Origin of the sequence: Ruegeria sp. HKCCD6428 (genome assembly GCF_013110595.1) — a bacterium.
Taxonomy (GTDB): Bacteria; Pseudomonadota; Alphaproteobacteria; order Rhodobacterales; family Rhodobacteraceae; genus Ruegeria.
This window is the reverse complement of record NZ_WVQX01000001.1, coordinates 103502-130184: the sequence shown is the minus strand read 5'-3', so window position 1 is coordinate 130184 and position 26683 is coordinate 103502. Positions and strand designations below refer to the sequence as shown.

The following is a 26683-nucleotide window of genomic DNA, read 5'->3' as shown; positions in this document are numbered from 1 at the left end:
GATGGCAATCTTGCTTGCGGCAGGTTCCGCTGCCGCTGCGGACACCGTTCCACCCCGCTTTCAAAAGGTGGAAACCCCCGGCCATGTTTACGATGGCGGCTGGGAACATTTCGTCGGCGGGGGTGTCGCGGTCTTCGACTGCAACGATGACGACCGCCCTGAAATGTTCGTGGCAGGCGGATCAAACCCAGCGCAATTGTTCATCAACACATCCGACACAGAGGTCCGTTTTCTTCAGGATACGCCCGGCCATCTATCCTTGACCGGTGTGACCGGCGCATACCCGGTGGACATTGATGGCGACGGGTTCCTGGATCTTGCGGTTTTGCGCGTAGGCAAAGACCTGTTGCTGCGCGGCAAACCGAACTGCGCGTTCGAGCCGTTCACGGCACTGAGTTTTCAATCTCAGGACCATTGGACCACCGGCTTTTCCGCCACTTGGGAACGTGGGCAAACCCTGCCAACGCTGGCCTTTGGAACCTATGTCGACCGAAGCAATCCGGATGGACCTTTTGAGGCTTGCGGGCCGACGCTTCTGTACCGACCCCAAGGCGAAAAGTACGGCGATCCTGTCCGTTTGGAACCCGGTCACTGTTCCCTGTCGATCCTGTTTTCCGACTGGGCGCGCACGGGTCGCGCGGATCTGCGTGTCAGCAATGACCGCCACTACTATGTGCGTGGCGGGCAAGAGCAATTGTGGGCCATGGAAGACACCCCGCGCCTGTACAGCGAGGCCGATGGATGGCTACCCTATTCGATCTGGGGCATGGGGATCGCCTCGCGGGATCTGACCGGTGACGGGTTTTCCGATGTTTATCTGACGTCCATGGGGGACCAGAAATACCAGGTTTTTGACCCTGCATCAGATGGGCCGACATGGCGGGATGCGACTTACGACCGTGGAACAACGGCACACAGGCCACATGCAGGAGGAGACGGCCGCCCCTCGACCGGCTGGCATGCACAGTTCGGGGACGTCAACAATGATGGGCTGGACGACATTTTCGTCGCCAAAGGCAATGTCGAGCAGATGCCCGACGCGGCGCAGAACGACCCCAACAATCTGTTGATGCAGACCTTCACCGGTCAGTTTGTCGAAACAGCATCAGAGGCTGGTGTCGCGTCCATGGCAAAGTCCCGCGGCGGGGCCCTGGCGGATTTCGACGGGGATGGGTGGCTGGATTTGGTGGTGGTCAATCGTGGCTCGGACCTAGAGGTTTTTCAGAATGAACCGACGACCGGCAACTGGCTCATGATTGATCTCGGCCAGAGCCACCCCAACAGACAGGCAGTCGGTAGTTTTATCGAGGTCAGGACGCCCGAGGGCATTCAAACCCGTGAAGTGACCATTGGCGGGGGACACGCCAGCGGAATTGCCGGGTTCCACCACTTTGGTTTAGGAGACCTCGAAACCGCAGAAGTACGGGTGATCTGGCCTGATGGTGAACATGGAGATTGGCAGAAGGTAGATGCCAATCAGGTGATCCGCCTCGACCGTTGATCACTGATCGACGGGCAATCCGCTGGGAACCGTTTGGGGAACACCCAGCCGCACAGCCGGATCTTCCAGCGTGCCCAGAAAACTCAGGATGGCATCGACCTCGTCATCACTCAGGTCGATGGGCGCCAGATCGTTTGACGCAGCTATGGCTTCGACATGCCGGGGATCAAGCAAAGCCTTTTGATCCTCTGCCCCGAAAAACTCTGGCAGGTCAGCCATTTCGATGGCGTAGTTCCGCAACGCGGAAACCGGGTCCAGATGATGGCGCACGATATCCTCAAGCCGTGCGTAGGCACCGCTGTGGCCATATGGCGCCGTCAGGGTCACGTTGCGCAGCGAAGGCGTGCGGAATGCGAACGCATCATCCTTGTCGCCCGTGACGCGCAGTCGCCCGTCATCCCGCACATGATTTTCGAAACGGGCTGATTTTCCGGGGCCTATCTGAGGCATGGCGATGGAATGGAACCCGTGATCGGTCTGGAACCAGCCGGAATGGCAGGCGCTGCATCCAGCCTTTCCGTAGAACAGCGCCATCCCCAGCTGCGCTTGTTCGGGCAGCGTGTCTTCGCCTCGCATCGCACGATCAAACAGGCTGTTGTCAGCCCGCCATTCAAACGCGATGAAATCGGCAATGACATTGGCGATTGCGGTAAAGGAGATGTCTTCTCCGGGCGCAATGTCATCAAATCGCCTTTGATACTCTGGTATCGCCGCCACACGCGCGGCGATCAGATCCCAGGCGCTACCCTCTTGGGTCAGCAGGCCGAGACGTACGGCCTTGCTAACCTCGTTTTCGGAATAGTGCCCCGCCATTTCGTCAGGTGACAGCACCGGAAACATCGCCTGCGCCGCCAAAGCCGATTTGAACCCCGGCCTCATATGCGTCCCCAACGGGGTTCTGATGCCATTGGGCTGTGACGGATCCGCCTCGAGACGACCGTCATGGAAAAACGTCGTGAATTCCAGCGCTCCGAGGTTCCACATCGCGGGCGAGTTCCTGGGAATGCGCTGTTCGGGTCTGTTGTCTTGTGTGACCTTGCGCTGACCACCCAGCCCAGCCCCACCTTCGCCGATACCCAGTGAAAGCCCGTCGGACGTTCCCAGCTTCGGATGATGACAGGTTGCGCAGCTGATGTTCTTGTTGCCCGACAGGATCGGATCGTAGAACAGCAGTTGCCCCAACTCTGCGTTTGAAAAGTCAGGTTCGATGAATTCAGGTTTCGGACCAAGGTCTTGCGCCTGAGCAACTGAAAGCGACATCCAGATGCCTACGGCATGTGCTGCAATCTGAAGTCTCATGATCGTTCCTCGGAAATCTCAAGTGTCAGAGTTTGTTGATACGGGTTGTCCGGCGTATGGATGACGGTCGGGAACGCGGGGACATTCACGGCGTTCGGATATCCTGACGGTTCAATGCACAGCCCCGCACACGGGCTAAATCGGCCTGACAGATGTGCTCCGGCATAGACCTGTGCACCGGGTTGATCTGAATACAGGTTCATCTTCAATCCCGAAGGTGCCGTGACCTCTGCGACCGGATGATCATGGGTTCCACCGTCATCAAACACAAAATAATGGTCCAGCTCGCCCCCCTCTGGCCCGACGGTGAGGGACAACGCGAAATCTGGCACACTTTCGCCGGCAGCGGAGATGTCTCCAGAAGGAACGGAACGCGCGTCCAGCTCCAGCACCCGGCTCGACCTCAGCCTGAGCCGGCAGTCCAGGATATCCTCAGGACAGCCCAGAGTGTAATAATTGTGCTGCGCGATGCTGATCGGCGTTGGGCGATCCGGGCGCGCGCTGATTGTATAGATCAGACGCGGACAGGCCAGTTCGACATGCACCTCGAATTTGACTTCACCGGGAAAACCGCCTTCACCGTGAGGTGAAGTCAAGGACAGAACCGCCTGATTCAGAGTGGTTTTCACGATACTCCAGTGTTTGCGCGACAGCCCGCCCGGACCACCATGCAGCGTGGTTGGCCCTTCGTTTGCTGTCAGGTGATGAACGCGCCCCTGCAATGCAAACTGTGCCCCGCCGATGCGGTTGGCCACTCGCCCGACCATCGCGCCAAGGTAGAACGGGTCCGACAGGTAATCCTGCGGGTTTTCGTAGCCCAATATCAAAGGTGTTTCGCCAAGCCACCAGCCTCGCGTGATTGCGCCATAGTTCAACAGGGAAACGGACATGTTGCCGTCTTCCAGAAGGACCTGCTCGACAGGCCTGAGTTTGGGATCAGCCATCAGCGCGCGGCCAAAGGGGACAAAGCAGCATAGTATTCACGATACCGCTGATGTTCCGCCTCATATGCACCGGTCAGCTCGACACGTGGTTCAACATGCTCAGCGACTTCCGGGGCCAGCATGGCATCCCTGGGGTCGGTGCCGTCCACCGCACATGCAGCAAGACGCGCCGCACCTATGGCTGCGCCGAACCCACTTCCATCGGGCACAGCAAGCGGCGTGTTCAGAACCGTGGCCAGCGTTTCCAGCCAAAACCGAGACCGCGCACCGCCACCGACGACCAGAAGACTTTCGGGATTGGTGCCCGTGCTTCTGAGCGCCTCCAAACAATCGCGCATGGCAAAGGAAACCCCCTCTGTCACGGATTGCGTCAGATCAGCGGGTTCCGATGCGATATCCAGCCCCAGGAATGCCCCGCGTATGTCGCTGTCGTTGTGAGGCGTCCGTTCACCGGACAGGTACGGAAGGAAGGTAATCTTTGACGGCCCCTTCACCGATTCCGGCAGGGTCGACGCCAGCGCACCGACGGGTTGACCGAGATGGCGCGACAGCCAGTTGAGACTGTTGGTGGCCGACAGGATCACACCCATTTGAATCCAGCGATCCGGAACCGCATGACAAAAACAATGAACAGCTGTTTCCGGCGCGGGCGCATAGCTTTCCTTTGCGACAAGCAACACCCCCGAAGTGCCCAAGGATAGAAATCCGCTGCCCTCGCCAATACTTCCGATACCGCAGGCCGCTGCCGCGTTGTCACCGGCCCCGCCGGCAACCACGACGGGCCCAGTCAGGCCCCATTGCCGAAGGATCTCTGACCGCAGCTCTCCGCCTGCCGAACTGCCTTCAACCAGCTCTGGCATTTGATCCCGGCGCATATGGCTTTGATCCAGCGCAGTGTCTGACCATTCACGTTTTCCAACGTCCAGCCATGCCGTACCGGCGCTGTCGGACATGTCGCTGACATAGGAACCGGTGAGCCAGAAACGCAGATAATCCTTCGGAAGCAACACTTTGGATGTCTTTTTAAACACGTCGCGCTCGTGTCTGCGCACCCATTCCAGCTTGGGTGCGGTGAAACCCGGAAAAACGATGTTCCCGGTAATCGCGCGCATCGACGGCAGACCATCCAGCTCCGCAGCTTCCTGCGCTGATCTCGTGTCGTTCCAAAGGATACAGGGCCGCAGCACATTGCCATCCCGATCCAGCAACGTGGCACCGTGCATGTGGCCGCTCAGACCGACGCCGCGCACCGCAGAAAATGCAACACCGTTCAACGCGCGTAATTGGGCAACGACGTTTTGGCAGGCCTCTACCCAATCGGACGGATCTTGTTCCGACCAGCCGGGATGCAAAATCGATGTCTCGACACCTGCCTCGGCTTCGGCAACGACTTTGCCCTCTTCGCTGACCACAATTCCCCGAAGACCTGACGTCCCCAAATCCAGACCGAGATACACGCGATTTCCCCCTTCGTATGCCGCACGGATCGCGGGCGCAACAAAGCGCACCCCAAGCCGATGTCAGACCTTACCAGCACAGTTTGCGCTAACACAACAATTCCAAACAAGAGTCGGCCGGTATTTTTGCGGGCCGCCTCGCAGACCGCGTGAAATCATCGGCAAACCCGATCATGGTTTAACTGAACTCAGCTGGACCGGAAAATTTTTCGAATTGCCTGACGCGGATTTCACGTAAACAGTTCAATCAGTTCTCAGCCCGCTGATTTCGTTTTGACTGACCCTCTGGAAACGAAAACAGCCTTAGGAAGGAATGCGTCGAATGCAGTCACATGCCAAGGTTGTTGTCGTAGGAGGCGGATGCGTTGGGGCTTCGGTTCTTTATGGTCTGACGCAGCATGGATGCACAGATGCAGTCATGCTGGAGAGAACGACGCTGACCTCCGGCTCTACCTGGCATGCGGCGGGTCTGCTGGTTACCTTCGTGCGATCCCACAATGTTTCGAAGATGACGATGGAGACCATCCGCATCTATTCCGAAGTCGAAAAGAAGGTCGGCGCTTCGGTCGGGCTGCGCCAGGTGGGCCAGTTGCGCGTTGCCAATACGCTGGAACGCTGGGACGAGTTCCTGTCCTATGTCTCGATTGCCGAAGCTGCCGGTGTGCCCTGCAAGCTGCTGACGCCAGAGGAAATCGCCGAACTGCACCCTCTGCTCAACCAATCGGAACATATTCGCGGCGGCATCCTGCATACCGAGGACGGCTATGTGAACCCGGCCGACATCACCATGGCAATGGCCAGGCTGGCGCGCGAGAAAGGCGCCAAAGTGTTTCAGAACACCGAAGCGCAGGCTTATGAAAAACTGGAAAACGGTCTTTGGAAGGTGACAACCAATCAGGGTGAGATCACTTGCGAACATCTTGTCTTCGCGACCGGAAACTATGCCCGCGAAAACGCGCGTCGTGTTGGTCTGGATCTGCCTTGCATTCCAATCGTTCACCAATATTGGACAACCGAAACCGTTCCGCTGCTGAAAGAACGCCGCGCGCAAGGGTTGCCCGAGTTCCCGATCCTGCGGGATGAAGATTACGGTGCCTATCTGCGCGAAGATGTGGGCGGCATTCAGTTCGGTCCTTATGAGTTCACCAAAGACCTCAAGCTATTTGCCGAAGACCGCGTGCCGCCTGACTTTGGTGCCGACCTCTTGCCCGAAGATTTCGACGCGGTCCAAACGCAGTGGGAACGCGCCATCGAGCGGGTTCCAACACTTGCAGAGGTGGGTATTAAGGCCAACACCCGAGGTCCGTTCCAGATGACGCCGGACGAGTTACCGCTTGCGGGGCCTGCACCGGGCCAGGAAAACCTGTGGCTGGCCGAAGGCATGCCCGGCGGCATATTGTGGGGTGGCACTGTTGGCGAACGCCTGGCCCGCTGGATTGTCGATGGGGATCCGGGCATGGACATGTCCGAACTCGACCCCCGCCGTTTTTCGGATTACGCGTCCAAGCGGTGGACCATGGACAAGGTGCGCGAAACGTGGGGAACCCACATGAACGCGCACATCCCCGGAGAAGATTTTCCCGGCGCGCGCCCGATGAAAACGATGGGGTCCTACGATCTGCTGAGCGCGCATGGTGCCGTCTGGACCAGCTTCAACGGTTATGAGTTTCCGCGCTGGTTCGCCAAATCGCGCGAGGACGCTGTTCCGGAACATTCCTTCCGACGCACCAACCACATGGAACGCGTTCAGGAAGAGGTGCGTACCACCCGTGACGTGGCCGGATTCATCGAGATGTCACCGATGACCAAGTTCACCGTGCGCGGACCCGGGGCCGCCGAATGGCTGGATGGCCTCATGGCGAACAGGCTGCCCAAAGTCGGGCGAATGACCCTGTCGCTTTTGTTGAACCCAAAGGGCGGCATGGATGCGGAATATACGGTCGTCCGCTATGCCGAGAATGATTTTTACCTGGTCTCCACCCCGAACTGGCGCGCCTGCAACTGGGATCAACTGCGACGTTTGCTGCCCAATGACAGCTCTGTCCTTCTTGAAGATGTTTCAGAACAATTGGGCGTGATTGCTCTGGCTGGCCCCAAGGCACGAGAGATCCTGCAACCATTGACCGACAATGATCTGTCGAACGAAACCTTCCCGTGGCTTTCTGCGCAAATGGGTGAAGTGGGGTACGCCAAGGGCGTTCATCTGCTTCGCGTGTCCTATACCGGCGAGCTGGGGTGGGAACTGCATCACCCGGTCGGTTACAACCGCCATCTTGTCGACCTGCTGCTGAAGGCCGGTGTGAAACCTTTCGGGCTTGAGGCACTGGAATCCATGCGTCTTGAAAAATCCTATCGCGCCATCAATCGCGAAATTTGCAAGGACATGACGCCATACGAGGCCGGCCTTGATCGGTTCGTGGTAACTGATGGTCGCGACTTCATAGGCAAGGCCGCTCTTTTGAAACAGAAAAAGGAAGGGACGTACCGGCGGTTGGTCACGCTGAAACTGCCCTTTGGCGAAACATCGGTGATGTTTGACGAGGGTGTCTATGCTCAGGGCAAGCTGATCGGCCGTGTCACCTCGGGCGGGTTCTCTTATTATTGCAACCACGACATTGCGATGGCACTAGTGCCACAGAACATGACGGCGCCCGGAACGAAAATGCAGGTGCTGGTCCACAATGAGATGCGCGACGCCGTGGTCATCGACACATGTGCTGTTGATCCCGCAAACACACGCCCGCGCGCTTGAGTGCGAAAACAGAAAGACTGGACTCGAACCGATGACCGAACAACTGACAAAAACGCTTTCACTTGCCGAAGTTCGGGACTTGGCCAAATCGGTTCTTGTTTCTGCCGGGGCGGACTCGCGCAGCAGTGATGTACTTGCCGATATCGTCACCCGGTCTGAACGGGACGGCCCGCGCAGTCACGGGTTGCGCATGTTGCCGGTCTATGTCCAAAGCTTCACGTCCGGCTACGCCAACGGGCACGCGAAGCCCAAAACCGAAAAGGTTGCCCCGGGCGTTTTGCGCTGTGATGCCGACAACGGGTATTATCAGGTTGCAGCGGCAGCGGCCCGCGAGGACCTGATCGCGATGGCCCGGGAAAACGGGATTGCCGCGTTCACCTGTGCGAACTGCCACCATCTGGGTGCGTTACGGTTTGACACCGAACCTTTGGCCGAAGCCGGATTGGTGGCCTTTGCCGTGATCAACTCGTTGTCCATGGTGGTTCCGCAAGGTGGGGTTCGCCCGGTTTTTGGCACCAACCCCATGTCTTTTGCCTGCCCGCGTGACGGCGACGCGCCCGTGGTCTGGGATCAGGCCTCGTCCATGGTGGCCCTCATGGATATCCGCATGGCCGCTGCCGAGGGGCACGACCTGCCCCGCCCTGCCGGTCTTGATCCCCAAGGCGAGCCCTCAACAGACCCGAATGCCATCCTTGAAACCCGCAGCCTATTGCCGTTCGGAGAGCATAAGGGAGCCGCGATCGCCTTCATGGTTGAGGTGGTGGGCGCCGCGCTGGCCGGTGGGACCCTGTCCGTGGACAACGAAGAACGCGAGTCCTTCGGCGCCCTGAACATCAAAGGTGGTGCGACCCTGATTGCCATCGATCCCACCCGGTTCGGCAACGCGGCCTTCAACGAATATGTCGCCCGCATCTGCGCCGAGATTTCCGGCAACGGATCCGCCCGGGTTCCGGGGGACGGTCGCCTTGCAAAACGGGCAGCCGCCGAAGCCCATGGCATCGACGTGAGCACCGAGGTTCTGGCCGCACTTGGCTGAAACTGAAATCACCCGCCATCGAATGGCCGGACAGCACCTGCCATCGAATGGCCGGACAGCACCTGCCCGGCTTGCCAACCAAGCCACTCAATGGCCGCCGAAATAGGCCTCGAGCAAGCGTTTGTCATTTCTCAATTCGTCAGCTGTACCCGACGTCTGCATCCGCCCGGACTCCAGCACATAAATGCGGCTGGCAAGCGACAGGGCAAAATTGGCATTCTGTTCCGTGATGACGACGGTCAGCCCGTATTCCTTGTTCAGCTGACGGACGACTTCGGCAATCTCGTGACAGATCTTCGGGGCAAGACCGATCGTCGGCTCATCGACAAGCAGCAGTTCCGGGCTGGTCATCAAGGCCCTGCCAAAGGACACCATCTGCCTTTCCCCGCCGGATTGGGTCGACGTCTCCTGCCCTTCCCGTTCTTGCAGACGCGGGAAAAGACTGTGCACCATCTCAAGGTTGTTTTCGATGTCGTCTCGTGCGGTGAAGGCCCCCACCATCAGGTTGTCGCGCACCGACATATAGGGAAACAGGTTGAACCGCTCGGGCGCATAGCCCACCCCGTGACGCACGATTTCCGAAGGGCTTCGACCGGCAAGGCTGTGCCCGCGCAAGCGGATGTCGCCTTCGATTTTCACAAGGCCCATGATGCTGTCCAACAAGGTGGATTTACCTGCACCGTTCGGGCCGACCACGGCGACAATCTCACCGGGCTGCACCGTGATCGAAATATCGGTCAACGCCTGGGCCTTGCCGTAAAACGCGGACAGCTTCTCGATTTCCAGATAGGACATCAAACGCTCCCCAGATACGAGGCCTGAACGGCCGTGTCGTTCATCACGTCGCTGAACGCGCCTTCGGCAATCATGGTGCCCCGCTCGATGGCGATGGCGCGGTCGATCAGCGGTTCCAGCGCTGGCAAATCATGGCTGACGATCAAAAAGGTCATCCCGTCCTTGCGCATGGATTGAATGAGATCGGAAATCTGCGCGATTTCACCGACTGTCAAACCTGCAAACACCTCGTCCAGCAACATGACTCGCGGTGCCGTGGCCATGGTTCGGGCCATTTCGAGCTTGCGCAGATCACCCATTGCCAGTTCGGCGGGTGAGCGGCTCAGATCCGTTTCCGTGAACCCGACACTCAGCGCGAGCTCTTTTTCCCTGTCCGTATCCGGCGGCGAAACGATCATGCGCCAGATGTCGTCCGGCATCAGGCCCACCCTGATGTTTTCTGCAACACTCATGTCGCCGAACGGCCGAGGTATCTGATAGGTTCTACTGACCCCGGCCCGGATACGCTGAGGCGTCGACAGTGCCGAAATCTCATTGCCGAACAGCTCGATCGTACCGCTGTTCTGCCGCAATTCGCCCATGATCTGGCTGAATACCGTCGTCTTTCCCGCGCCATTCGGACCGATCAGGCCCAGCGACTCTCCTTCTTGCAGGGAAAAGGACAGATCATTCGTGGCCACCAGCCCGCCGAACCGTTTGACGAGACCGGAAACTTTCAGCGCAACGGTCATGCCAGCCCCCCTTTCCGCAGTCTTTGAAAGCCGCGTTGCACAAGTTCAACCAATCCCTTTGGCTGATACATGTAGAGAAGCAGTGCGATGGCACCGTAGACGAAATACCGTTCAGCCCCGGGAAGCACGGGGCGCAGGTATTCCAGAAGGAACGTCATGAAGAACGCACCGATCATGGGGCCGATGATGGTCGATGTTCCGCCCAGCAATGCCGCTACGATGATGGTGAAAAGAAAGTTGATGTCAAACAGCGCGCGGGGCGCGAGTGAGCCCAGGTAATGGACATAGAACGCCCCGCCAAGACCGGCGATGAACGCGCTGGTCAGAAACGCAAAGGCCTTCAACCGCGTGGTGCTGAGCCCCGAACCGCGCACGCTTTCTTCATTCATTCCGATGGCGGCCAGTGCAGTGCCCAGCCGGGTTTTCATCAGCAGCCACATGCTGACCGCCACGCTGAGCATCAGGGCCGTGGACAGGTAGTACCCGTTTGCCGCGCCGCGTGTCAGAGTTTGAATTCCCGACATCCCGCGTGTGCCGCCGGTCAGATCCGGACGGATCACCTGAACCAGCTGATAGAGCAGCTCCATGAAAGCCAGTGTGACCAGCGCGAAGTAGCTGCCGCGAATGCGCAGAGCGGGCAACAATACAATCAGGCCCGCGATCATCGTGACCAACACGGCCACAGGGATAGAGATTTCGACCGGCATGTCAAACCGTTTGGTCAGGATGGCAGTCGTATAAGCCCCGATACCGATCAGGAAGGGATGCCCGAAACTCACATACCCGGTCCTGCCCGACAGCACATCCCAGCTGATGGCGAAGATGGCCAGATAGTTGGCAAAGATCATCGTGCGCAGCGTCCCGTTCGAGACGACCTGGGGCAACAGCAGCATCCCCGCAATCAGGCCGCCCCAAAGGACAAAGTGAAACCAGCGCAGACCCATGTTACAACTCCTCGCGACCGAACAGGCCCTGCGGTCGCGTCACCAGCACGCCGATGATCAGCAGCATGGTGAAGACACCGCGCAGTTCCGGCGCCAGGGTGGCGACAACGATGACTTCGAGAAAGCCGACGATATGAGCAACGACCAGCGTGCCGATGATCGACCCGATGCCGCCCACAATGACGACGGCCACCGAGATGATCAAAGGCGCAACCCACATTGACGGCGAAAGCTGTGTATAGCTGGCGAAAAACACGCCGCCCAGCGCACCCAGTGCCCCTGAGATACCCCATGTGATCAGGTTGATCCGATCCGGGTCGATCCCTGAAATCGCGGCCCCCTTGGCGTCCATCGACACCGCCTGCATCGCCCGCCCTGTATGTGTCAGGCGGACAAAGGCATACAGGCCCAGCAAAACAGCCCAACTGATCAGCGTTGCAATCAGGATATTATAAGTAACGGACGCTCCGGCGACGTTGATCACGCCCGGCACGATCGGCAGCAGGATCTTGCTGCTGTCGCCAAAGACAAGAACGATCCCGGCCTGAATCACGACCGCCAGGATCAGAGTCGATATCTCGACGGCTACGTGATCCCCTTTCAGGGTCTTGACGATCAGGCGGTATTTCAGAACCCCCATAAGAACGCCCAGAACCACGGCCACCGCAACGCCCATCAGCTTTGGCATTCCCAGCGTCTGGGACACCCAGAAATACATGTACCCGCCGACCATCAGATAGGCACCGTAGGCCAGGTTCAGGACCCGACCGATGCTGAAGATCAGCGTGAAACCCATTGCGATAAGCGCATAGAGACCGCTGAGCAAAAGCCCCTGGATCAGTATTTGCAACATGTAAGGATCCCTGGCTGCGGGTGCGCGCACCCGCGCACCCATTTCAAGCTAAGCGAACGGACAGGTTACTGTTTGACCCAGCTTGGCAAGGTGAATTCACCCGTCGCGTATTTCTCGGGATAGACAACGGCGGCGGTGCCGTCCTCGTACCATTGGACCACGACCATTGACGGCGCGGCATCGTCGAACGGCTCGGACAGATCAAAACGGATATTGTGCGGGTAAGTCCGGCCAGTCACGGGCTCTACCTCGTCATCGCCCCAGAAGGCGTAACGCAGCCACAACTGGCCATCCAGTTCCAGAACCAGATCCTGTTTCTTCATCGCATCGGCCCAGCCTTCGACATTTTCGAAACCGCCGGCCTCTTCGGCTGCGGCCATCGCCTGTTTCAGCCCATGATAGGCATTGAACCCGTTGAAATGCGGCAGCAGCGGGCGGCTGTCATACTTCGCCTGATAGGTATCGACAAACTCCTGGCTGGCCGGATCGAGCCGAAACCCGACCGAAGGGATCGGAGACAGGGTCGAGATACCGCCACCGGCACCGCCCGTATCTTCCCAATACTCCATACCCAGCGCAGCGACGTTCACGCCCGTCATCGCCATCGGCACCTGGAGTTTCACGTATTGCGATGACACAACCTGCGAATTGACCGACGAGACCTGATAGATGAAGTCCGCCCCGGTATCCTGCGCGCGGCTGAAGATCGGAGCGAAATCGACGGTGGCGACGTCATAAGTGATGATGTCCTTGACCTCGATACCCGCAACCGGTGCAAGCGCTTCGGTGACAAGGCCGGTGATCGCCTCGCCAAAGGCCGTATCTTCCGCCAGAATGACAACGGAATCCCACCCCATCTTTTCCTTCAGAACATCCGCGCCAAAGTTGATGTACAACGTGGCCAGAGCCTCATCCGAGGCGATGTTCATGAAATAGGGCGCCATGCTTTCAGGGTCTTCGACCACCATGTCGATGATGCCGATGTAGGATGTCCAGGTGTCAAGCGTCGGAATCCGGTACTCCTGCATGCGGGGCAGCCATCCCAGCGACACATCGTCAATCGAGCCCGAGATGATGAAATCAACCTCTTCCGTTTCCGCAAGATATTCATAGGCCCGGATGCCCTCGGTCGGGTCCTGTCCGGTATCCGCCGAGACCAGGGTGATCTGTTCGCCCATCACGCCGCCATTTGCGTTGAGCTCTTCAATCGCAATCTCGGCCCCGCGCAGCGTCGACAATCCGGTGTCCGAGGAAAGCGACCCAATGAATCCTACCTTGATTTCCGCTCCGGCCGCCGAGGCCATGAGCGCGATGCATGTTCCGCTGAGCAGCGCTGTCTTGATCATCACATTAGCTCCCTGTGTCTCATTATGCCTTCTTGTATTCTGTATACAGTACACAAGAAGATGGTTCGATCAATTCCTTTCTTGAAGACTCATGTTCAGAATCCGCTGATTTCGCCGTTTTCATCGTGGATCACGGCATCCACGTCGATTTCCACCATCAGCCCCGGCTGCGTCAGCCCAGCCTGAACGGCGGTCAGAACCGGATCGATCCCCTTGAAAACTTCGCCATGCGCCTGCGCAAACGCGCCTGCTTGGGACAGATCGGTCAGGTAGGCGCGCACCCGCCCCACATGTCGCAGTTCGGCGCCAACCTCTTTCAGTGCGTCCTCGATGCGTGACAGGATGTAAAAGGTCTGCGCACCAACGTCCCCGGGCGCGTGGATGCGGCCCGTCGGCTCGATGGCCGTTGTCCCGGCAACCCAGACAAAGGCGCCGATGCGCTTGGCCCGAGAGTACGAGGCCACCTCTTCAAACCGTCCGCCGGATTTCCAAAACCGCAGGGTCACAGGCCCAGCCTCACCCGGATCGCTTCAGCCGCGTTTTGCAATGCCGCATTTTCTTCGGCGGTTAACCGCAACTCCTCGACCTCAACCAATCCGCCTGCACCAAGATGGGCTGGCACGCCCAGCACGACACCGTCGATGCCGTATTCCCCGTGCAGCATGACCGAAACCGGAACCGGGCCCGTGCGCGCGCCCCGAATGTGATCAATCAATTCGATCGAGGCATGAGCCGGAGCTATCGTTGCAGAGCCTGACTTCCGAAGCGCAACCACCTGACCGCCCCCGGTGATCGCATCCTGAACACAGGCTTCGATCTGTTCGCGGGACAGAAATACATCCAGCGGACGGCCTTTGATCCTGGCACGGCTGGGGATCGGGGCCATTTCGTCCCCATGGCTGCCAAGCGTGAAGGCTTCGACGTCCGCAGGCGTGACACCCGCGGCCATCGCCAGCGCGTTGCGAAACCGGCTGCTGTCCAAAGTTCCTGCCATACCCAAAACCTGTTCGCGGGGGAAACCTGTTGCACGCAGCATCTCGACCGTCATTTCGTCCAGCGGGTTGGTCACCACGATCACGATGGCATTTGGCGCGGCCGACCGGATCGCTTCGGCCGACTTTCGGATCACGCGGGCATTCACATCGATCAGATCGGCACGTGTCATGCCCGGACGGCGGGCTCGTCCGGCCGTGACGACGACCACATCCGCCCCGGCCACCAGATCCATCGCTTCGCCACCGACACATCGGGCCCGCGCACCGGTGATCCCGGACGTATGATTGAGATCCAGCGCAGTCGAAGCCGCCAATCCCGGAGTGATGTCGATCAGCGCGATTTCATCCGCCATGTCCGCCATCGCCGCCAGATGCGCGACATTGCCGCCAACACCCCCTGCCCCGATCAAGGCAAGTTTGCCCAGCCTGCGGGCTTTGCGCGGCACACGCGAAGGGGCAACCCATTTGGGTGAACGGCGGTACAGCACCCGGCGCATGGAAACAGCACCATCCGTACGCGGCGGTTTCGGTCTCTCCAGCGGGCCATCCACCAAGGCGATACCAACACGCTCTGCGGTTTCACGCGCAAGGGCCGTCACGATGTCACCCGGCAAAACCTCGAACACGATCCTGCCCCGGCGGCGCGCATCCTCGACCGCATCCGAGCCTATGACGCGAGGGGTTGCCATCAGCCGTCCTGTCCGTCCACCGCCTCGATTGCACGCGTCGCGGCCTCGACGGCGGTTTTGACCGAATTTTCAGACCCCGAGATGAACAAGCGGCCAAACCGCCCCACCGCGCGCACTTCGACGATGTCAATCTCGGCGGCCTTTTCGGCCTCATTCGCGGCAATCGAGATATATGCGGCCGGCGCGCATTCCACGATCCCCAACGTCTGCCCCGGCACGATCAACGCGCCCTTGCGCCATTTGTTCAAAAGCTGCGCCTGATAGGGTTCGACACTTGTGATGATTTGCGTGGAACTGATGGCAGGCTTCAACCGGTCTGTCATGGAAGCCCCAAGTTCGGCCAGCATCGCGTCCCGTGCAGCGGATACTTCGGCGTTTGAAGGTGAGCGGAGGATGAAGAAGCCGAATTCGCGCTCGACCATCTGCGTCGTCGCTTCGACCGAAGACGCCTTGAGCGCCCGGTCGATCAGCGAGAACACGCCATTGCCCGGCGCGAACTCTCCGATCAGCACGGTGTCACCGGACAAAGGCACTGACCCTTGCACCGTCGCGCCGTTGTAGGCGGCGAATTTCGGTTGCAGGTTGTCGATCTGCATCAGCGCCCGGATCGTGATCTCGCTCATGCGCCATACTCCTCGTAAATGTCGCGCCAGGGTCTGCTTTCATACGCGACCCGCTTGATGTTGATGAGATGCAGGGCGGTGACGTTGTCCGAGGTGATCGACCCCGACCACGTACCGGTACCCAGCATGAAGGATGGTTCAAGGTCGGTGGAATACCCCATGCCGCCCATGATCCCCGGCGTATTCACCAGGACCCGCCCCGTGGGCACGGTGGAAAACCGAGCGACCACCTCGGGATCATCGGAATGGATGACCGAGGAATGTCCCCAACCTTCGAATTTGGCAATGGATTGCGCCAGTTCGATGCCGTGATCGGTGGACTTCGCCTCGTAAAAGGCCAGCACCGGGTTCAGCTTTTCGGCCGAAAGCGGGCGCTGCCACCCCACTTCGGTCTCTTCCGACACCAGGCAGCGCGTGCGCGGCGGAATCGAGAACCCCGCAGCATCGGCCAGAGCCTGAGGGCTTTGGCCGACGCGTTCGGGATCCATTGCCCGAACACCCTTGAAGATGACCCGAGCCAGCCGATCGGCCTCGGCCGGGGTGCAGAAATAGGCGCCTTTGAGTTTCAGTTCATGGCGCAGATCGCGTGCAATTTCAGGATCGGCGACCACGGCCTGCTCACTGACACAGGCCGTGCCATAGTCGAAGCTTTTTGACGTCACGATCATCTCGGCAACTTCGGACAGATCGCGCGCCTTGGACTTGTGCACGTAACACGGCACGTTCCCCGCCCCGACTGCAAGCGTCGGTTTGCCACTGGAATAGGCGGCCTTGACCATGGCAGGGCCACCTGTCGCCATGACAACCGACGTGCGGCGATGCTTCATCAACTCGGCGGTGCCCTGAATGGTCACGGCGTCCAGGCATTGTATCAACCCTTTGGGTGCGCCCATCTGTTCGGCAACGCGCGCCATGATGCGGACGGTTTCCTTCCCGCATTCCACGCCGCGCGGATGCGGGGCACAGACAACGGCATTTCCCGCCTTCACCGCAGACAGAACCTTGTAGATGATCGTGGAGGTCGGATTTGTCACCGGGATAAGCGCCGCGACCACACCCATCGGCTCTCCGAAGGCCGCGATCTTTGTCGCATCGTCCCGCCACAACAGACCCAGCGTCGTGACATCCCGCAGGTAATCGGCGACCGACAAGGCGTTGAACAGATTCTTGACCCGCTTGTCTGCTACGTTGCCGTACCCGGTTTCCTCGACCGCCAATTGCCCCAACCGTTCGGCTTCAGGTTCGATCGCCCGAGCCATGGCATCGACGATGGCATCCACCTGTGCCGGGTCGGTTCCGAGAAAGGCGCGATAGGCTTCGAAAGCCGTTTCAGCAGCGCGCCGTGCGGCGGCGATGGATTTCAGATCAGCGTCCATCACGAGGCTCCGGTGGCAATGGTGTCAAAGATACGGCGGGCCTGATCGACATCGCCTGCGGAAATGCCGATGGTTTCCAGCCTGCGCCCGGATGCGGCCACGTCAGCACCCAGGATGCGATCTGTCATGCAGATCAGGCTTTCCGTCAGAGGCGCAGTCAAACCTGCAAGCTGTGCGGCGGAAACAAGGGGCACCAATGACCCCAAGACGCCGTCGCGCATCAATTGGCGCGCGGCCTGCCGATCCGGGACCGGACGCGCGCCCGCCCCCCGCTCGGCGCCGGCATAGGTCGCGATCCAGTCATCGGTCTCGGGCAGGTTTCGAACGCCAAAGGCCTTTGCGACCTGCCGCCTTTCGCCAGCCAACCCATGGATCACCTCATGCTGTTCCGGCCCTATAAGCGCAGAGAATGTCCGGTTGCCTTCCAGCGGCACCCCGCCCATCGGCACATCCGGTCCACCGGCCCCCAGCCCCGCGCCACCAAGGATCAACGCCGGAATCTCGACCGCTGCGGAAAGATCGGCAAAGCCTGAGGCCAGAACCGAATCCAGCGGCTGGATGTTCGAAAGAAAGGGTTGCAGCGCTTCAAGAACGTCCGCGCGGCCTCGGGGCAATGTCGCAGCAGCCATCGGTGCCGCCTGCGTCAGGGTCAGGCCGGCACCTTCGGCCTGATACCAGTATGGCAGGCCCTGCGCCTCGACCAGAGTAACGTCGGCAGTGCAGCCGCCTATTCGCAGCATCCACACCGCTTCGACCGCGCCCAAAGAGCGACCGGGCGCCAGAACTAGCACCTGCCCATCGTGCAGATGATCGGCCAGCACCATCGCATAGGTGCGCTGTTTGTGGATCGGCCCGGTCAGAAAGATCGCCTGTGCGTCCCGCACTGCTGCATCCAACTCTGACGTGGTGCGGATTGAAGGCCCGTCGCGATCCACCTGATACGTGCCCACAGGCCCTTCGCCGCGAATACCGATGCCCGAGGATTGCGCAAGCAGTGACAGTTCCGCCCCATAGGCCGAAAACAGCGTAACCTCAGCCCCTTCCGCCAGACACAGCGCTGCCAGAAGACGGGCATCCGGGCCGCCACCCAATACAGCAATGCGCTCAAACCTTTGGGCAACGGGTGCATCCCGTGTCGCGCCACGTGTCACCGCGCGCGTGAAATCCTCGAATCCGGCTGACATGGTACCTCCTCAAAGGGGTTGATCAGGCCGACGACCCGGCACCCAGCCCGTCGATGATTGCCTCAAGCTCGTCATGCGGCCGTGCGATCACGTGAACCGAGACCACCTCGCCCACCTTGTTGGCCGCTGTCGCGCCTGCATCGGTGGCGGCTTTGACCGCGCCGACCTCGCCGCGCACAAGGGTCGTCACCAGCCCGCCGCCAGCTTTGGTCTGACCCACGATGGCAACGCTGGCTGCCTTGACCATCGCATCCGCGGCTTCAATCGCGCCGACCAGGCCGCGTGTTTCGATCATGCCCAGGGCCATCTGCCCCGCCACTGGTTTCGCCATTTTCTGTTCCTCCAAAAAAGATGTTTCGCGTAGTGTGATTCAGGTCGTCGAGACGCGGTCGATCACCGCGATGATGGCCATGTCCACGGGGGTCGTGGACAGCCCGGCCGCCATGCGGGCGGCAGACCCGCTGACAACCAGCACCGTATCCCCGACCCCAGCGCCGCAGGTATCGACCGCAACCCGCGCGGGATCGATCAGGCTGCCCTTGCTGTCGACCAGATCCGTCACCAGCAGCTTTGCTCCGACCAGCCTGGCATCCTTGGCAGTTGCCGTGACAGTTCCAGCGACCTTGCCCAAGTGCATCAGAACGCCCTCAGGTAGCGGTCCAGCTCGACCTGTGTGACCTGTTGATTGAAGAATTCCAGCTCTCGCTCGGCCTGTTGCAGGACCAGTTCCCACTGCATTTCGCCCATGACATCGCGCAGCCATTCCGATCCGCGCGCCAGATCGATGGCGGTTGGCAAATCGGTTGGAATTGGATCTCCGATCCCTTCCTCGTACCCGTTGCCTGTCGTCGGTTCCGAAGGGGACAGCCCCTGTTCGATCCCGTCAAGCCCGGCGGCAATCTCGGCCGCAAGCAACAGATACGGGTTGGCGTCTGCACCGGCATCGCGCTTTTCCACCCGCACGGCACTGTCCGAGCCTTCGATGACACGGATACCAACCGTCCGGTTGTCATAGCCCCAGCTCGCGTTGATCGGGCAGAACGTATAGGGCTGGCGACGGCGATATCCGTTGACCGTGCCGCTGCCGCAAATCGCCGTCTCGCACATGCGCTTTTGCAGGCCTGCGATGAAGGATTTTCCGGTGTCGTTGATCTTGCCGTTGTCGGCAAAGGCGTTTTTGCCGTCTTTCCACAACGAGTAATGCGTATGAAACCCGTTGCCCGATTGATCAAAAAACGGCTTGGGCATGAAAGTCGCCAGATAGTCGTGCGCGATCCCCAACTGGCGGATCAGGGATTTGAACAGAACGACACGATCCGCAGCTGCCAGAGCTTCACCATAACGAATGTTCACCTCGATCTGGCCGGCTGCATATTCCGGGTTCGACTGTTCGATGGGAATGCCACATTCGTTGATCTGCTGACGGATCGGGCCAACGATGTGTTCCATACGGGCGGCGCGGCCCAGGCCGTAGACCTGGATGCCCGTGTCGCGGGGCTGGCCGGTTTCCGGGTCCAGCAGATAGAATTCCAGTTCCGTGCCGACATTCACCTCGAACCCCATGTCGCGGGCCCGGTCCACCTGCCGCACCAAAGCCTGACGCGGATCGATCGGCACCGGTTTGTGATCCATGCCCTCAGCGCGGCCAAAACAGACGGCCACGCCCGGTTCCCACGGGACAGCGACAGGCTTTGTCATCGGAAAGACATGCATGTCGGGATAGCCGTTGTCGAAATTGACGTAAGGCGTATCCCAGACGTCGCAGGTCATATCGATCGCCAGCAGCGCAATCGACAAGGCATTGCCGCTTTTGCAGACATGATCCCAATGGCTGGCCGGAATGCGCTTGCCACGCATGATGCCGTTGAGATCCCCGACACCAAGAATGACGGTATGTGTGCCCTCGGGCAGATCAAACCCCGAACTCATTTGCGCGTGCTCCCTGTTTTTAGCTTTATAATTGCTGTATTCTGTATACAGTATTCACAAAGCCAGTCAGGAAACAAGGAAAATCTGCGCCATGTCCAAAAGCTCGGTTATCGTTGTCGGAGGCGGCATAGTCGGCGTCATGACAGCGCTTACACTGCAACGGCGCGGCGAGGCCGTGACATTGATCGACAGGTGGGAGCCGGGACATTCCCGTGCATCTTCAACAGATTACAACCGAGTGATTCGCGCCATATCCGGACGGGACGAGTTCTATACACGCTGGGCGCGCGAAAGCCGCCTGCGCTGGCTGGAGCTGCAAACCGAAAGCGGCCAGAACCTGATGTATGAATGCGGCGCCTTGATTCTGGCGACGGCGGGACATTGCGACTGGGAAGACGCAACCGCACAAACTTTCGACCGGGTCGGGGTGCCCTATTACAAATTCGGTCGGTCGGATATCGAATCGCGGTTCCCTCAGTTCAAGGTCACCGACATCGAATATGCGCTGTTCGAACCCGAAGCCGGAATGCTGATGGCGCATCGATGCGTTCTGACCGGTCTGGATCTGTTCCGAAAGGCAGGAGGCAAAGTACAACGTGGTCGCGTCACCACGGATGGATCGGAACGTCCGATGCTTGACGGCAAACCGCTCGAGGCTGATCTGATCATCATAGCGACCGGCCCATGGATGGCTGACATGTTTCCCAGAACGATTAAGCCGATCTCGACCGTGGTCGGCGTTAATGTCCTCTACACTTCGACACCCGACGGGTCGGAGGATTTCGACATGAGCCGGATGCCCTGCTGGATCGATCACGGGCAAAGGTCATTTGGTCTGCCCTCGTCCGAAGGATCCGGCGTGAAGGCGGCGGTTGTCATCCCGGACAAGATCGATCTGGACAATGATGAACGGCTGATCCGCCAGGAAACGCTTGGCCGCACACGCAGCTATATCCGCCACCGGCTTCCGGGTTTAGAGGGGCAACGTGTCGTGGATTCCAAGTTCAACCAGATAATTCTGACCCCGGATACACATTTCATTGTCGACTGGCACCCCGAGCATGAAAACGTGCTGTTCGCCGGCGGATGCTCTGGCCATTTGTTCAAGCACGCCCCGGTGTTTGCAGAATTTGCAGCAGGCGTTGGGCTGAAGGATTTTGGAACCGCGGACCGGTTCAAGATCAGCGGCCGCAGAAAGCTGATCCCGAAGGAAAGCCCCAGCGGACGCTAACCATCCAGGAGGGCGCGATAAATTCCAGCATTCGGGCATTTGCCCTGGGGAAGACGCGCGCCCGCCCGAATTGCGTCACGGCAGGTTTCGGCCTGAAGGCAGTGCCCGCATTTTTCCGCCAGTTCCAATCCCAGCTCGGGGTGCGCGTTCAGGTCTGCCTCGGTCAGTCCGAATTGTCCGGCCATGGCGAGTATACGCTCTCGTGCCTGTGGTGCGCCCGATCGCAACATGGCCAGATCCGCGCGGGACAAGCCAAGGTCCGAAAGCTCTCGGTCACTCAGGTTTTCATCCCGAGGCGAGCTGACAATGCGCGCTATTTTATGAAAGAAATCTGTGTATCCCGACATCTCGCGGCCTCCTCCACCACGTTATGGATACAGTATACACAGTGTTTCAAAGCAGGAATTGATCAGGATCAAGCGGGTTTTCAGGTCTTACGGCCGACCGCAGGCCTTGCGAAACAAGTCAACCGCCTGCGCGGCGGCCAGATCCTTCGACACATGTGCCGCTTTAATCGAGGCCAGCCCCTCATCCGCCTCTTGCGGTGCAAGAAACACGTCGCGCCCGCGCACGAACAATTCACGCAGATGGCTTGCCCGGTATTCGGGATGGAATTGCACGGAACGGGCCGGGAAATTATAATCCAAGGCCCCTACCGGGCAGTGATCCGCCGACCCTGTCACGCGCGCCGAAGGCGGAACATGCGTGACCTGATCCTGATGCCAGACAAAGGCATCAACGCTGCTCCCGCCATAGTCAAAGCCTCGCGCGCCGACGACATTGCCGATCTCGGCCTTCTCGGCTTTGCCGCCATAGACATCCGCCATGATCTGATGACCAAAGCAGATGCCAAAGACCGGCTTGGCATGATCCCGGCACAACTCCAGGAAATCGCGAAGGGGCCGCATCCACTCCGTGTCATCGTAGACGCCGAATTCGGACCCTCCGACAACAACCCCATCAAAATCCCCGAGCTGAGGCAATGCCTCGCCGTCGACCACATCCACCGTGGAAAATCGGGCTTCGGGCAGATGTGGTTCAAGCCATGCGCGGATCTGCTGGGCCGTACGCGGCAGCCCCTCAAGCAGCGGCAATGGATGAAGGGTCAACTCAAGAAGTGCTATCCTCACCAGTCGAAGGCCCGGTCGATGCCCGCCATCTTGACGCCGGTAAAGGCCGAGGCCTGAAAGCTGAGCGCGCGCAGATCTTCGGTTTCCAGATTGTGCACCGAAGATTTGCCGCAGGCCTTGGCAAGCGCCGTGATCTCCATTGTCATCGCGGTCAGATACCGCGCGACGCGCTCTGCACCTGCATGCGGGTTCATTCGCGCCTCAAGGTCAGGATCCTGCGTTGCGATCCCAACCGGGCAACGGCCCGTATGGCAGTGATGGCACGCCCCCGGCGATGTTCCCAGCGCCTGGTAATCGTCCAGATATCTGGGAGTATTGCATCCCAGCGCGACCATCGCGGCATTCCCGATCATGACAGCATCCGCCCCAAGCGCCAGACACTTGGCCGCGTCCACCCCTGATCGAATACCCCCCGCGGCGACAAGCGAGACCTTGCCGCTCATCCCGCACTCATCCAACGCTTCGCGTGCCGCTCGTATGGCACTCATGGTCGGTATGCCCGTGTGATTCAGCAGCAACTCGGGTGACGCACCGGTGCCGCCCTCGGCCCCATCCACCACAACCACATCCGCGCCCGCCTTTGCAGCCACGGCCACGTCGAACCGTGGTCGCGTGGCCCCCATCTTGATGAAGATCGGTACCTGATAGTTCGTGGCGATCCGCAATTCCTCGATTTTGACGGCCAGATCGTCGGCCCCAAGGAAATCGGGATGCCGGATAGTGGATCGCTGATCGACCCCTTCGGGCAAAGTGCGCATTTCGCTGACCCGCGGGCTGACCTTCATTCCCAGCAGCAGACCGCCGGTGCCCGGTTTGGCCCCCTGCCCGACCACCAGTTCGAGCGCATCGGCGCGGCGCAGGTGATCCAGATCGACCCCATAGCGGGCGGGCGACATCTGGTAGAGCAGGCGTTGGGAGGCTTCGCGCTCCTCTTCCAGCATGCCGCCTTCGCCGGTGCAGGTCATGGTGCCCACCTTCGAGGCACCATAACCAAGCGACGCCTTGGCCGAAGCCGAGAGCGCGCCGAAAGACATCGATGCGATATAAATCGGGATTTTTAGTTCCAGTGGCCGTTCCACCAATCCGCGCCCGCCGCCCAGAACCGTCGTCGTATCGCAGCTCTCGCGGTATCCTTCAAGCGGCAGGCGGGTCATCGTCGCCGGGACAAATGTCAGATCGTCGAATGTCGGCAACTGCTTGTTGAACGTGTTGTAGCCACGCACCTGATACCGCCCAAGCTGCGCCAATGCGTGAACTTCCGATATCGCTTCGGGCGTCCAACGGGTTGATCCCCCCTCATCATAAGACGAAGGCACACCGGCCGGTCGTCCATCGACCGCGCCTGCGTCGCGGAACCGTATTTCTTCCTCTGACGCGACCTCGAACGGGTAGTCATAGGGTTTACTCAGATCATGAGCCATGCGCTTGCGTCCCTGCTTTCAAAATACCAAAGGCGCTGGCCAGAGACCATTTTGCGCCAGTTACGAGAGCTGTCGACAAGCCCCAGAGGATCAAGGATCGCATCGACCTCGGCCACCTCTTCGGCAGTGGGTTCGATCACCGAGACGTCCACACCCAGACTTTCGACTTCGCCTGCGACCCAAACCTCGCCCTGCCACAACGCGTCCGCACAGGATTCACCCGCACCGCCCAGCGCAATGATGCGTCCCGCATGCGCCATGAAACCGGATTGGTATCCGATCTTGCCCTCGACCACGATGTTGCCGCCCTTCATGGCAACACCGACACGCGGCCCGGCATCACCTTTGACATGAATGGTGCCGCCAATCATCGCCGCCCCGCAGGACATGCCCGCATAGCCACCGACAGTGATGTGACCCTTGGCCATCCCTTCGCCCACGGCCCACCCGCAATTGCGTTCGATAGAAATGTTGGCGCCAGTGTTCAGACCGCCGCAATAGTACCCCACCGAACCTTCGAAAGTGATGTCCACATTGTCCGGCAGGCCCACGCCCAGATTGTGTCGCGACAGCGTATCGACAACCCGGATCGGCCGTCCTGATGCGCAGGCCGCCATGATATCCCGGTTCACTTCACGAATGTGCCGCTTGCCGACTTCGATGACGATTTCATCCATCTGTCTTGCTACCTCGCTCATGCTGCCAGGCTCCGGTTGCCGACACCCCAGATGCCGGTTAGCGACGGGCCATCATAGTTGATCACGTCGCATTCCTCGGCCATCACCCGACGCACCGCCTGTTCTTCGGTCGCGGCGGCCAGATCCCCATTGCGATTGACCACAACCAGCGGCTTCATCGCGAACCGATCCTTGGCAAATCCGATCCCGCCCGGCGTTGCAATCATGTAGGTGAATACCCCGTCGATAGAGATAATCGACTTCTTCAGCGCCTGTTCCATCGTCAGGCCCGCTTTCATCTGGTCACTGACCCAGACCGCTATCAACTCGCTGTCATTCTCGGTCAGAAAGCGATAGCCCTTTCGGCTCAACTTGTCGCGCCAAGTGAAATAGTCAGTGATCTGGCCGTTATGCACGATCGCCACATCCGAAAACGGCCGCGCCCAGAACGGGTGTGAAGCGTTGGGCAGAACCGAGCTTTCCGTCGCAAGCCGCGCGTGGCCAAGACCATGGGTGCCGATCATGTCGCGCACGCCATGCTTTTCGGCAACCGCTTCGGCCCCGCCGATGTCCTTGATGATCTCAAGACTGCGGCCGCAGGACTGCACTTCGAACCGGTCCGTCAGCTCATCTGCATCCCGCACCCAGGCCTGCAAATCAGTCGGGTCCGAGATTTCCGCACGAAAGCAATAATGCCGGTTCTCATCGGTTACGATCTTCGGATCGGACAGAAAGCCAGAGCCGTGATCCTTCAACACCGCCTCAAACGCATTCAGGTCAGCATCCTGCCGGGATTTGTCAAATCCCATCCCTCGTAAAACATATCCGGTGTCTCGTGGCGGCCCATAAACTGCAAACCCGGTGCTGTCTGCGCCACGGTGTTCCTGCGCATCCATCAGGTCTACCAGGTCCGCCCCGACCTGCCCGGGTGCGGTAAGAATCCTTCCAGCGATTCCACACATGAAGAGCTCCCTGTTCAACTACGTCTGTATACTGTATACAGTACACGAACAATAGCAAGCCCATTCGCCTTGGCACCAGATGCTTTTTTGAATACAGAATTCACAAAACACGGAAAGAGAGGCTCTGAGTGGCTCTGAAACAGATAAAAACACAGCGCAGACGGCTGGCGGACGAGGTTTATGATCAGTTGGTCGAAGCCATAATGAGCCGCGAAATCTCTGCCGAAGATCGATTGGTTCAGGAAAAGCTGGCAGCGGAACTAAACATCAGCCGAACCCCGGTTCGCGAAGCCCTTATGCGGCTGGAAACCGAAGGGGTTCTGGAAGTCGCCGCAAGCGGTGGTTTCCGGCTGGCACGCATGGATCAAGCCGAAGTCCGGCAACTGTATCAGGCCCGCGCCGCAATCGAAGGTCAGGCCGCCCGGATTCTTGCGGCCCACGCAGACCCCGCGGTTCTGGACGGTTTGCGCGAGCTGATTCGTCGTGAGGAAAACCTGACCAACCCTACGACGCGCGACTACTTCATTGCCAATCGGCGCATTCATCGCGCCTTCATGGTTGAAGCGGGAAACAAATTCCTACTGGACATGTTCGACATGATCTGGGGCAAGGCCATGGCCTTTCACCTGTTTTCCGCCATCGAAAATGTCGACATTTCACAGTCTCTGGGTGATCATCAGGCGCTTGTCGACGCGATTGAAACCGGAGACGTAACAGAAGCACTGGAAACCTTTACCGCCCATATTCAGGCCGGGTTCGATTTGCAGATCGAGGGGCTGAAAGAAGCGGACAACGGCTGACGCACAGA

26 protein-coding genes are annotated in these 26683 nt (G+C 59.5%); 5 read left to right on the top strand and 21 right to left on the bottom strand.

Annotation, left to right across the window (positions count from 1 at the left end; genetic code table 11):
- Position 1: 1 nt before the first annotated feature.
- Positions 2-1501: a CRTAC1 family protein gene (locus GS620_RS00590; protein ID WP_253283774.1), complete on the top strand. Its 1500-nt coding sequence runs from the start codon at positions 2-4 to the stop codon at positions 1499-1501.
- Here GS620_RS00590 and GS620_RS00585 read toward each other — a convergent pair whose 3' ends face one another.
- Genes GS620_RS00585 through xylB form a run of 3 tightly spaced genes read right to left on the bottom strand, consistent with a single transcriptional unit; the run spans position 1502 to position 5201 of the window.
- On the bottom strand, positions 1502-2800 hold the full coding sequence (locus tag GS620_RS00585) for a cytochrome-c peroxidase (protein WP_253283773.1): 1299 nt from the start codon (positions 2798-2800) through the stop codon (positions 1502-1504). It lies immediately after the preceding gene.
- Entirely contained in the window at positions 2797-3744 is a 948-nt protein-coding gene (locus tag GS620_RS00580; RefSeq protein WP_171613581.1) for an aldose epimerase family protein, read from the bottom strand. The genes GS620_RS00585 and GS620_RS00580 overlap by 4 nt, the downstream gene beginning before the upstream one ends.
- Complete coding sequence (gene xylB, locus GS620_RS00575; protein ID WP_171613579.1) at positions 3744-5201, bottom strand: xylulokinase; 1458 nt, start codon at positions 5199-5201, stop codon at positions 3744-3746. Before xylB ends, GS620_RS00580 begins: the two co-directional genes overlap by 1 nt.
- Positions 5202-5523: 322 nt before the next feature.
- Between xylB and GS620_RS00570 the strand changes: the two genes are divergently transcribed.
- Together GS620_RS00570 and GS620_RS00565 are read left to right on the top strand one after the other, a co-directional pair.
- On the top strand, positions 5524-7953 hold the full coding sequence (locus GS620_RS00570; RefSeq protein WP_171613577.1) for an FAD-dependent oxidoreductase: 2430 nt from the start codon (positions 5524-5526) through the stop codon (positions 7951-7953).
- 31 nt (positions 7954-7984) lie between these two features.
- On the top strand, positions 7985-8989 hold the full coding sequence (locus GS620_RS00565) for an Ldh family oxidoreductase (protein WP_171613575.1): 1005 nt from the start codon (positions 7985-7987) through the stop codon (positions 8987-8989).
- 87 nt (positions 8990-9076) lie between these two features.
- On the opposite strand, the gene GS620_RS00560 is transcribed toward GS620_RS00565, so the two are convergent.
- From GS620_RS00560 to GS620_RS00500, 13 genes are all read right to left on the bottom strand, one after another.
- Complete coding sequence (locus tag GS620_RS00560; RefSeq protein ID WP_171613573.1) at positions 9077-9784, bottom strand: ABC transporter ATP-binding protein; 708 nt, start codon at positions 9782-9784, stop codon at positions 9077-9079.
- The gene (locus GS620_RS00555; protein WP_171119617.1) at positions 9784-10515 is read right to left on the bottom strand and encodes an ABC transporter ATP-binding protein; all 732 of its coding nucleotides are present in this window, start codon (positions 10513-10515) and stop codon (positions 9784-9786) included. The genes GS620_RS00560 and GS620_RS00555 overlap by 1 nt, the downstream gene beginning before the upstream one ends.
- Positions 10512-11459 carry a branched-chain amino acid ABC transporter permease gene (locus GS620_RS00550; RefSeq protein ID WP_171613571.1) on the bottom strand — a complete coding sequence of 316 codons (948 nt, stop codon included), beginning with the start codon at positions 11457-11459 and terminating at the stop codon, positions 10512-10514. Before GS620_RS00550 ends, GS620_RS00555 begins: the two co-directional genes overlap by 4 nt.
- Before the next feature lies 1 nt (position 11460).
- The gene (locus GS620_RS00545) at positions 11461-12312 is read right to left on the bottom strand and encodes a branched-chain amino acid ABC transporter permease (protein ID WP_171613569.1); all 852 of its coding nucleotides are present in this window, start codon (positions 12310-12312) and stop codon (positions 11461-11463) included.
- A 65-nt stretch (positions 12313-12377) separates the two neighbouring features.
- A complete protein-coding gene (locus GS620_RS00540; protein WP_171231918.1) occupies positions 12378-13658 on the bottom strand; it encodes an ABC transporter substrate-binding protein in 1281 nt (426 codons plus the stop codon).
- 95 nt (positions 13659-13753) lie between these two features.
- Entirely contained in the window at positions 13754-14164 is a 411-nt protein-coding gene (locus tag GS620_RS00535) for a Rid family hydrolase (RefSeq protein WP_171119491.1), read from the bottom strand.
- Entirely contained in the window at positions 14161-15342 is a 1182-nt protein-coding gene (locus tag GS620_RS00530; protein ID WP_171613567.1) for a malate dehydrogenase, read from the bottom strand. Before GS620_RS00530 ends, GS620_RS00535 begins: the two co-directional genes overlap by 4 nt.
- Positions 15342-15965, bottom strand: a complete 624-nt coding sequence (locus GS620_RS00525) for a BMC domain-containing protein (protein WP_152457501.1) — start codon at positions 15963-15965, stop codon at positions 15342-15344. The genes GS620_RS00530 and GS620_RS00525 overlap by 1 nt, the downstream gene beginning before the upstream one ends.
- On the bottom strand, positions 15962-17341 hold the full coding sequence (locus GS620_RS00520) for an aldehyde dehydrogenase family protein (RefSeq protein ID WP_171613565.1): 1380 nt from the start codon (positions 17339-17341) through the stop codon (positions 15962-15964). The genes GS620_RS00525 and GS620_RS00520 overlap by 4 nt, the downstream gene beginning before the upstream one ends.
- The gene (locus tag GS620_RS00515) at positions 17341-18525 is read right to left on the bottom strand and encodes a hypothetical protein (RefSeq protein WP_171613563.1); all 1185 of its coding nucleotides are present in this window, start codon (positions 18523-18525) and stop codon (positions 17341-17343) included. The genes GS620_RS00520 and GS620_RS00515 overlap by 1 nt, the downstream gene beginning before the upstream one ends.
- A 22-nt stretch (positions 18526-18547) precedes the next feature.
- Positions 18548-18856, bottom strand: a complete 309-nt coding sequence (locus tag GS620_RS00510) for a BMC domain-containing protein (RefSeq protein WP_117869464.1) — start codon at positions 18854-18856, stop codon at positions 18548-18550.
- A 39-nt stretch (positions 18857-18895) separates the two neighbouring features.
- Entirely contained in the window at positions 18896-19162 is a 267-nt protein-coding gene (locus GS620_RS00505) for a EutN/CcmL family microcompartment protein (RefSeq protein WP_171170465.1), read from the bottom strand.
- Entirely contained in the window at positions 19162-20454 is a 1293-nt protein-coding gene (locus tag GS620_RS00500) for a glutamine synthetase family protein (RefSeq protein ID WP_171119485.1), read from the bottom strand. The genes GS620_RS00505 and GS620_RS00500 overlap by 1 nt, the downstream gene beginning before the upstream one ends.
- A 91-nt stretch (positions 20455-20545) precedes the next feature.
- On the opposite strand from GS620_RS00500, the gene GS620_RS00495 reads away from it, so the two are divergent.
- Positions 20546-21685 carry an FAD-dependent oxidoreductase gene (locus tag GS620_RS00495; protein ID WP_171613561.1) on the top strand — a complete coding sequence of 380 codons (1140 nt, stop codon included), beginning with the start codon at positions 20546-20548 and terminating at the stop codon, positions 21683-21685.
- Here GS620_RS00495 and GS620_RS00490 read toward each other — a convergent pair.
- The 5 genes from GS620_RS00490 to GS620_RS00470 all read right to left on the bottom strand — a co-directional run bounded on the left by GS620_RS00490 (position 21682) and on the right by GS620_RS00470 (position 25875).
- Entirely contained in the window at positions 21682-22032 is a 351-nt protein-coding gene (locus GS620_RS00490; RefSeq protein WP_171119483.1) for a DUF1127 domain-containing protein, read from the bottom strand. The genes GS620_RS00495 and GS620_RS00490 overlap by 4 nt on opposite strands.
- Positions 22033-22119: 87 nt before the next feature.
- Positions 22120-22815, bottom strand: a complete 696-nt coding sequence (locus GS620_RS00485; RefSeq protein WP_171119482.1) for a type 1 glutamine amidotransferase — start codon at positions 22813-22815, stop codon at positions 22120-22122.
- The gene (locus tag GS620_RS00480) at positions 22812-24236 is read right to left on the bottom strand and encodes an FMN-binding glutamate synthase family protein (protein ID WP_152457492.1); all 1425 of its coding nucleotides are present in this window, start codon (positions 24234-24236) and stop codon (positions 22812-22814) included. The genes GS620_RS00485 and GS620_RS00480 overlap by 4 nt, the downstream gene beginning before the upstream one ends.
- Positions 24221-24934, bottom strand: a complete 714-nt coding sequence (locus GS620_RS00475; protein ID WP_171170454.1) for a glutamate synthase — start codon at positions 24932-24934, stop codon at positions 24221-24223. Before GS620_RS00475 ends, GS620_RS00480 begins: the two co-directional genes overlap by 16 nt.
- Positions 24931-25875, bottom strand: a complete 945-nt coding sequence (locus GS620_RS00470; RefSeq protein ID WP_171613559.1) for a glutamine amidotransferase — start codon at positions 25873-25875, stop codon at positions 24931-24933. Before GS620_RS00470 ends, GS620_RS00475 begins: the two co-directional genes overlap by 4 nt.
- Positions 25876-26003: 128 nt before the next feature.
- Here GS620_RS00470 and GS620_RS00465 point away from each other — a divergent pair, with 128 nt between their 5' ends.
- On the top strand, positions 26004-26675 hold the full coding sequence (locus GS620_RS00465; protein ID WP_171613558.1) for a GntR family transcriptional regulator: 672 nt from the start codon (positions 26004-26006) through the stop codon (positions 26673-26675).
- The last annotated feature ends 8 nt before the right edge of the window (positions 26676-26683 follow it).

Bases quoted from the DNA above. Each gene is read 5' to 3' on its own strand.
- GS620_RS00565 (WP_171613575.1), top strand. From the start codon at position 7,985: ATGACCGAACAACTGACAAAAACGCTTTCACTTGCCGAAGTTCGGGAC.
- GS620_RS00540 (WP_171231918.1), bottom strand. From the start codon at position 13,658: ATGATCAAGACAGCGCTGCTCAGCGGAACATGCATCGCGCTCATGGCC.
- GS620_RS00590 (WP_253283774.1), top strand. From the start codon at position 2: ATGGCAATCTTGCTTGCGGCAGGTTCCGCTGCCGCTGCGGACACCGTT.
- GS620_RS00515 (WP_171613563.1), bottom strand. From the start codon at position 18,525: ATGTCAGCCGGATTCGAGGATTTCACGCGCGCGGTGACACGTGGCGCG.
- GS620_RS00580 (WP_171613581.1), bottom strand. From the start codon at position 3,744: ATGGCTGATCCCAAACTCAGGCCTGTCGAGCAGGTCCTTCTGGAAGAC.
- GS620_RS00570 (WP_171613577.1), top strand. From the start codon at position 5,524: ATGCAGTCACATGCCAAGGTTGTTGTCGTAGGAGGCGGATGCGTTGGG.
- GS620_RS00510 (WP_117869464.1), bottom strand. From the start codon at position 18,856: ATGGCGAAACCAGTGGCGGGGCAGATGGCCCTGGGCATGATCGAAACA.
- GS620_RS00500 (WP_171119485.1), bottom strand. From the start codon at position 20,454: ATGAGTTCGGGGTTTGATCTGCCCGAGGGCACACATACCGTCATTCTT.
- GS620_RS00475 (WP_171170454.1), bottom strand. From the start codon at position 24,934: ATGAGCGAGGTAGCAAGACAGATGGATGAAATCGTCATCGAAGTCGGC.
- GS620_RS00560 (WP_171613573.1), bottom strand. From the start codon at position 9,784: ATGTCCTATCTGGAAATCGAGAAGCTGTCCGCGTTTTACGGCAAGGCC.
- GS620_RS00525 (WP_152457501.1), bottom strand. From the start codon at position 15,965: ATGAGCGAGATCACGATCCGGGCGCTGATGCAGATCGACAACCTGCAA.
- GS620_RS00550 (WP_171613571.1), bottom strand. From the start codon at position 11,459: ATGGGTCTGCGCTGGTTTCACTTTGTCCTTTGGGGCGGCCTGATTGCG.
- GS620_RS00520 (WP_171613565.1), bottom strand. From the start codon at position 17,341: ATGGACGCTGATCTGAAATCCATCGCCGCCGCACGGCGCGCTGCTGAA.
- GS620_RS00480 (WP_152457492.1), bottom strand. From the start codon at position 24,236: ATGGCTCATGATCTGAGTAAACCCTATGACTACCCGTTCGAGGTCGCG.
- GS620_RS00505 (WP_171170465.1), bottom strand. From the start codon at position 19,162: ATGCACTTGGGCAAGGTCGCTGGAACTGTCACGGCAACTGCCAAGGAT.
- GS620_RS00490 (WP_171119483.1), bottom strand. From the start codon at position 22,032: ATGTCGGGATACACAGATTTCTTTCATAAAATAGCGCGCATTGTCAGC.
- GS620_RS00530 (WP_171613567.1), bottom strand. From the start codon at position 15,342: ATGGCAACCCCTCGCGTCATAGGCTCGGATGCGGTCGAGGATGCGCGC.
- GS620_RS00555 (WP_171119617.1), bottom strand. From the start codon at position 10,515: ATGACCGTTGCGCTGAAAGTTTCCGGTCTCGTCAAACGGTTCGGCGGG.
- GS620_RS00585 (WP_253283773.1), bottom strand. From the start codon at position 2,800: ATGAGACTTCAGATTGCAGCACATGCCGTAGGCATCTGGATGTCGCTT.
- GS620_RS00495 (WP_171613561.1), top strand. From the start codon at position 20,546: ATGTCCAAAAGCTCGGTTATCGTTGTCGGAGGCGGCATAGTCGGCGTC.
- GS620_RS00470 (WP_171613559.1), bottom strand. From the start codon at position 25,875: ATGTGTGGAATCGCTGGAAGGATTCTTACCGCACCCGGGCAGGTCGGG.
- GS620_RS00545 (WP_171613569.1), bottom strand. From the start codon at position 12,312: ATGTTGCAAATACTGATCCAGGGGCTTTTGCTCAGCGGTCTCTATGCG.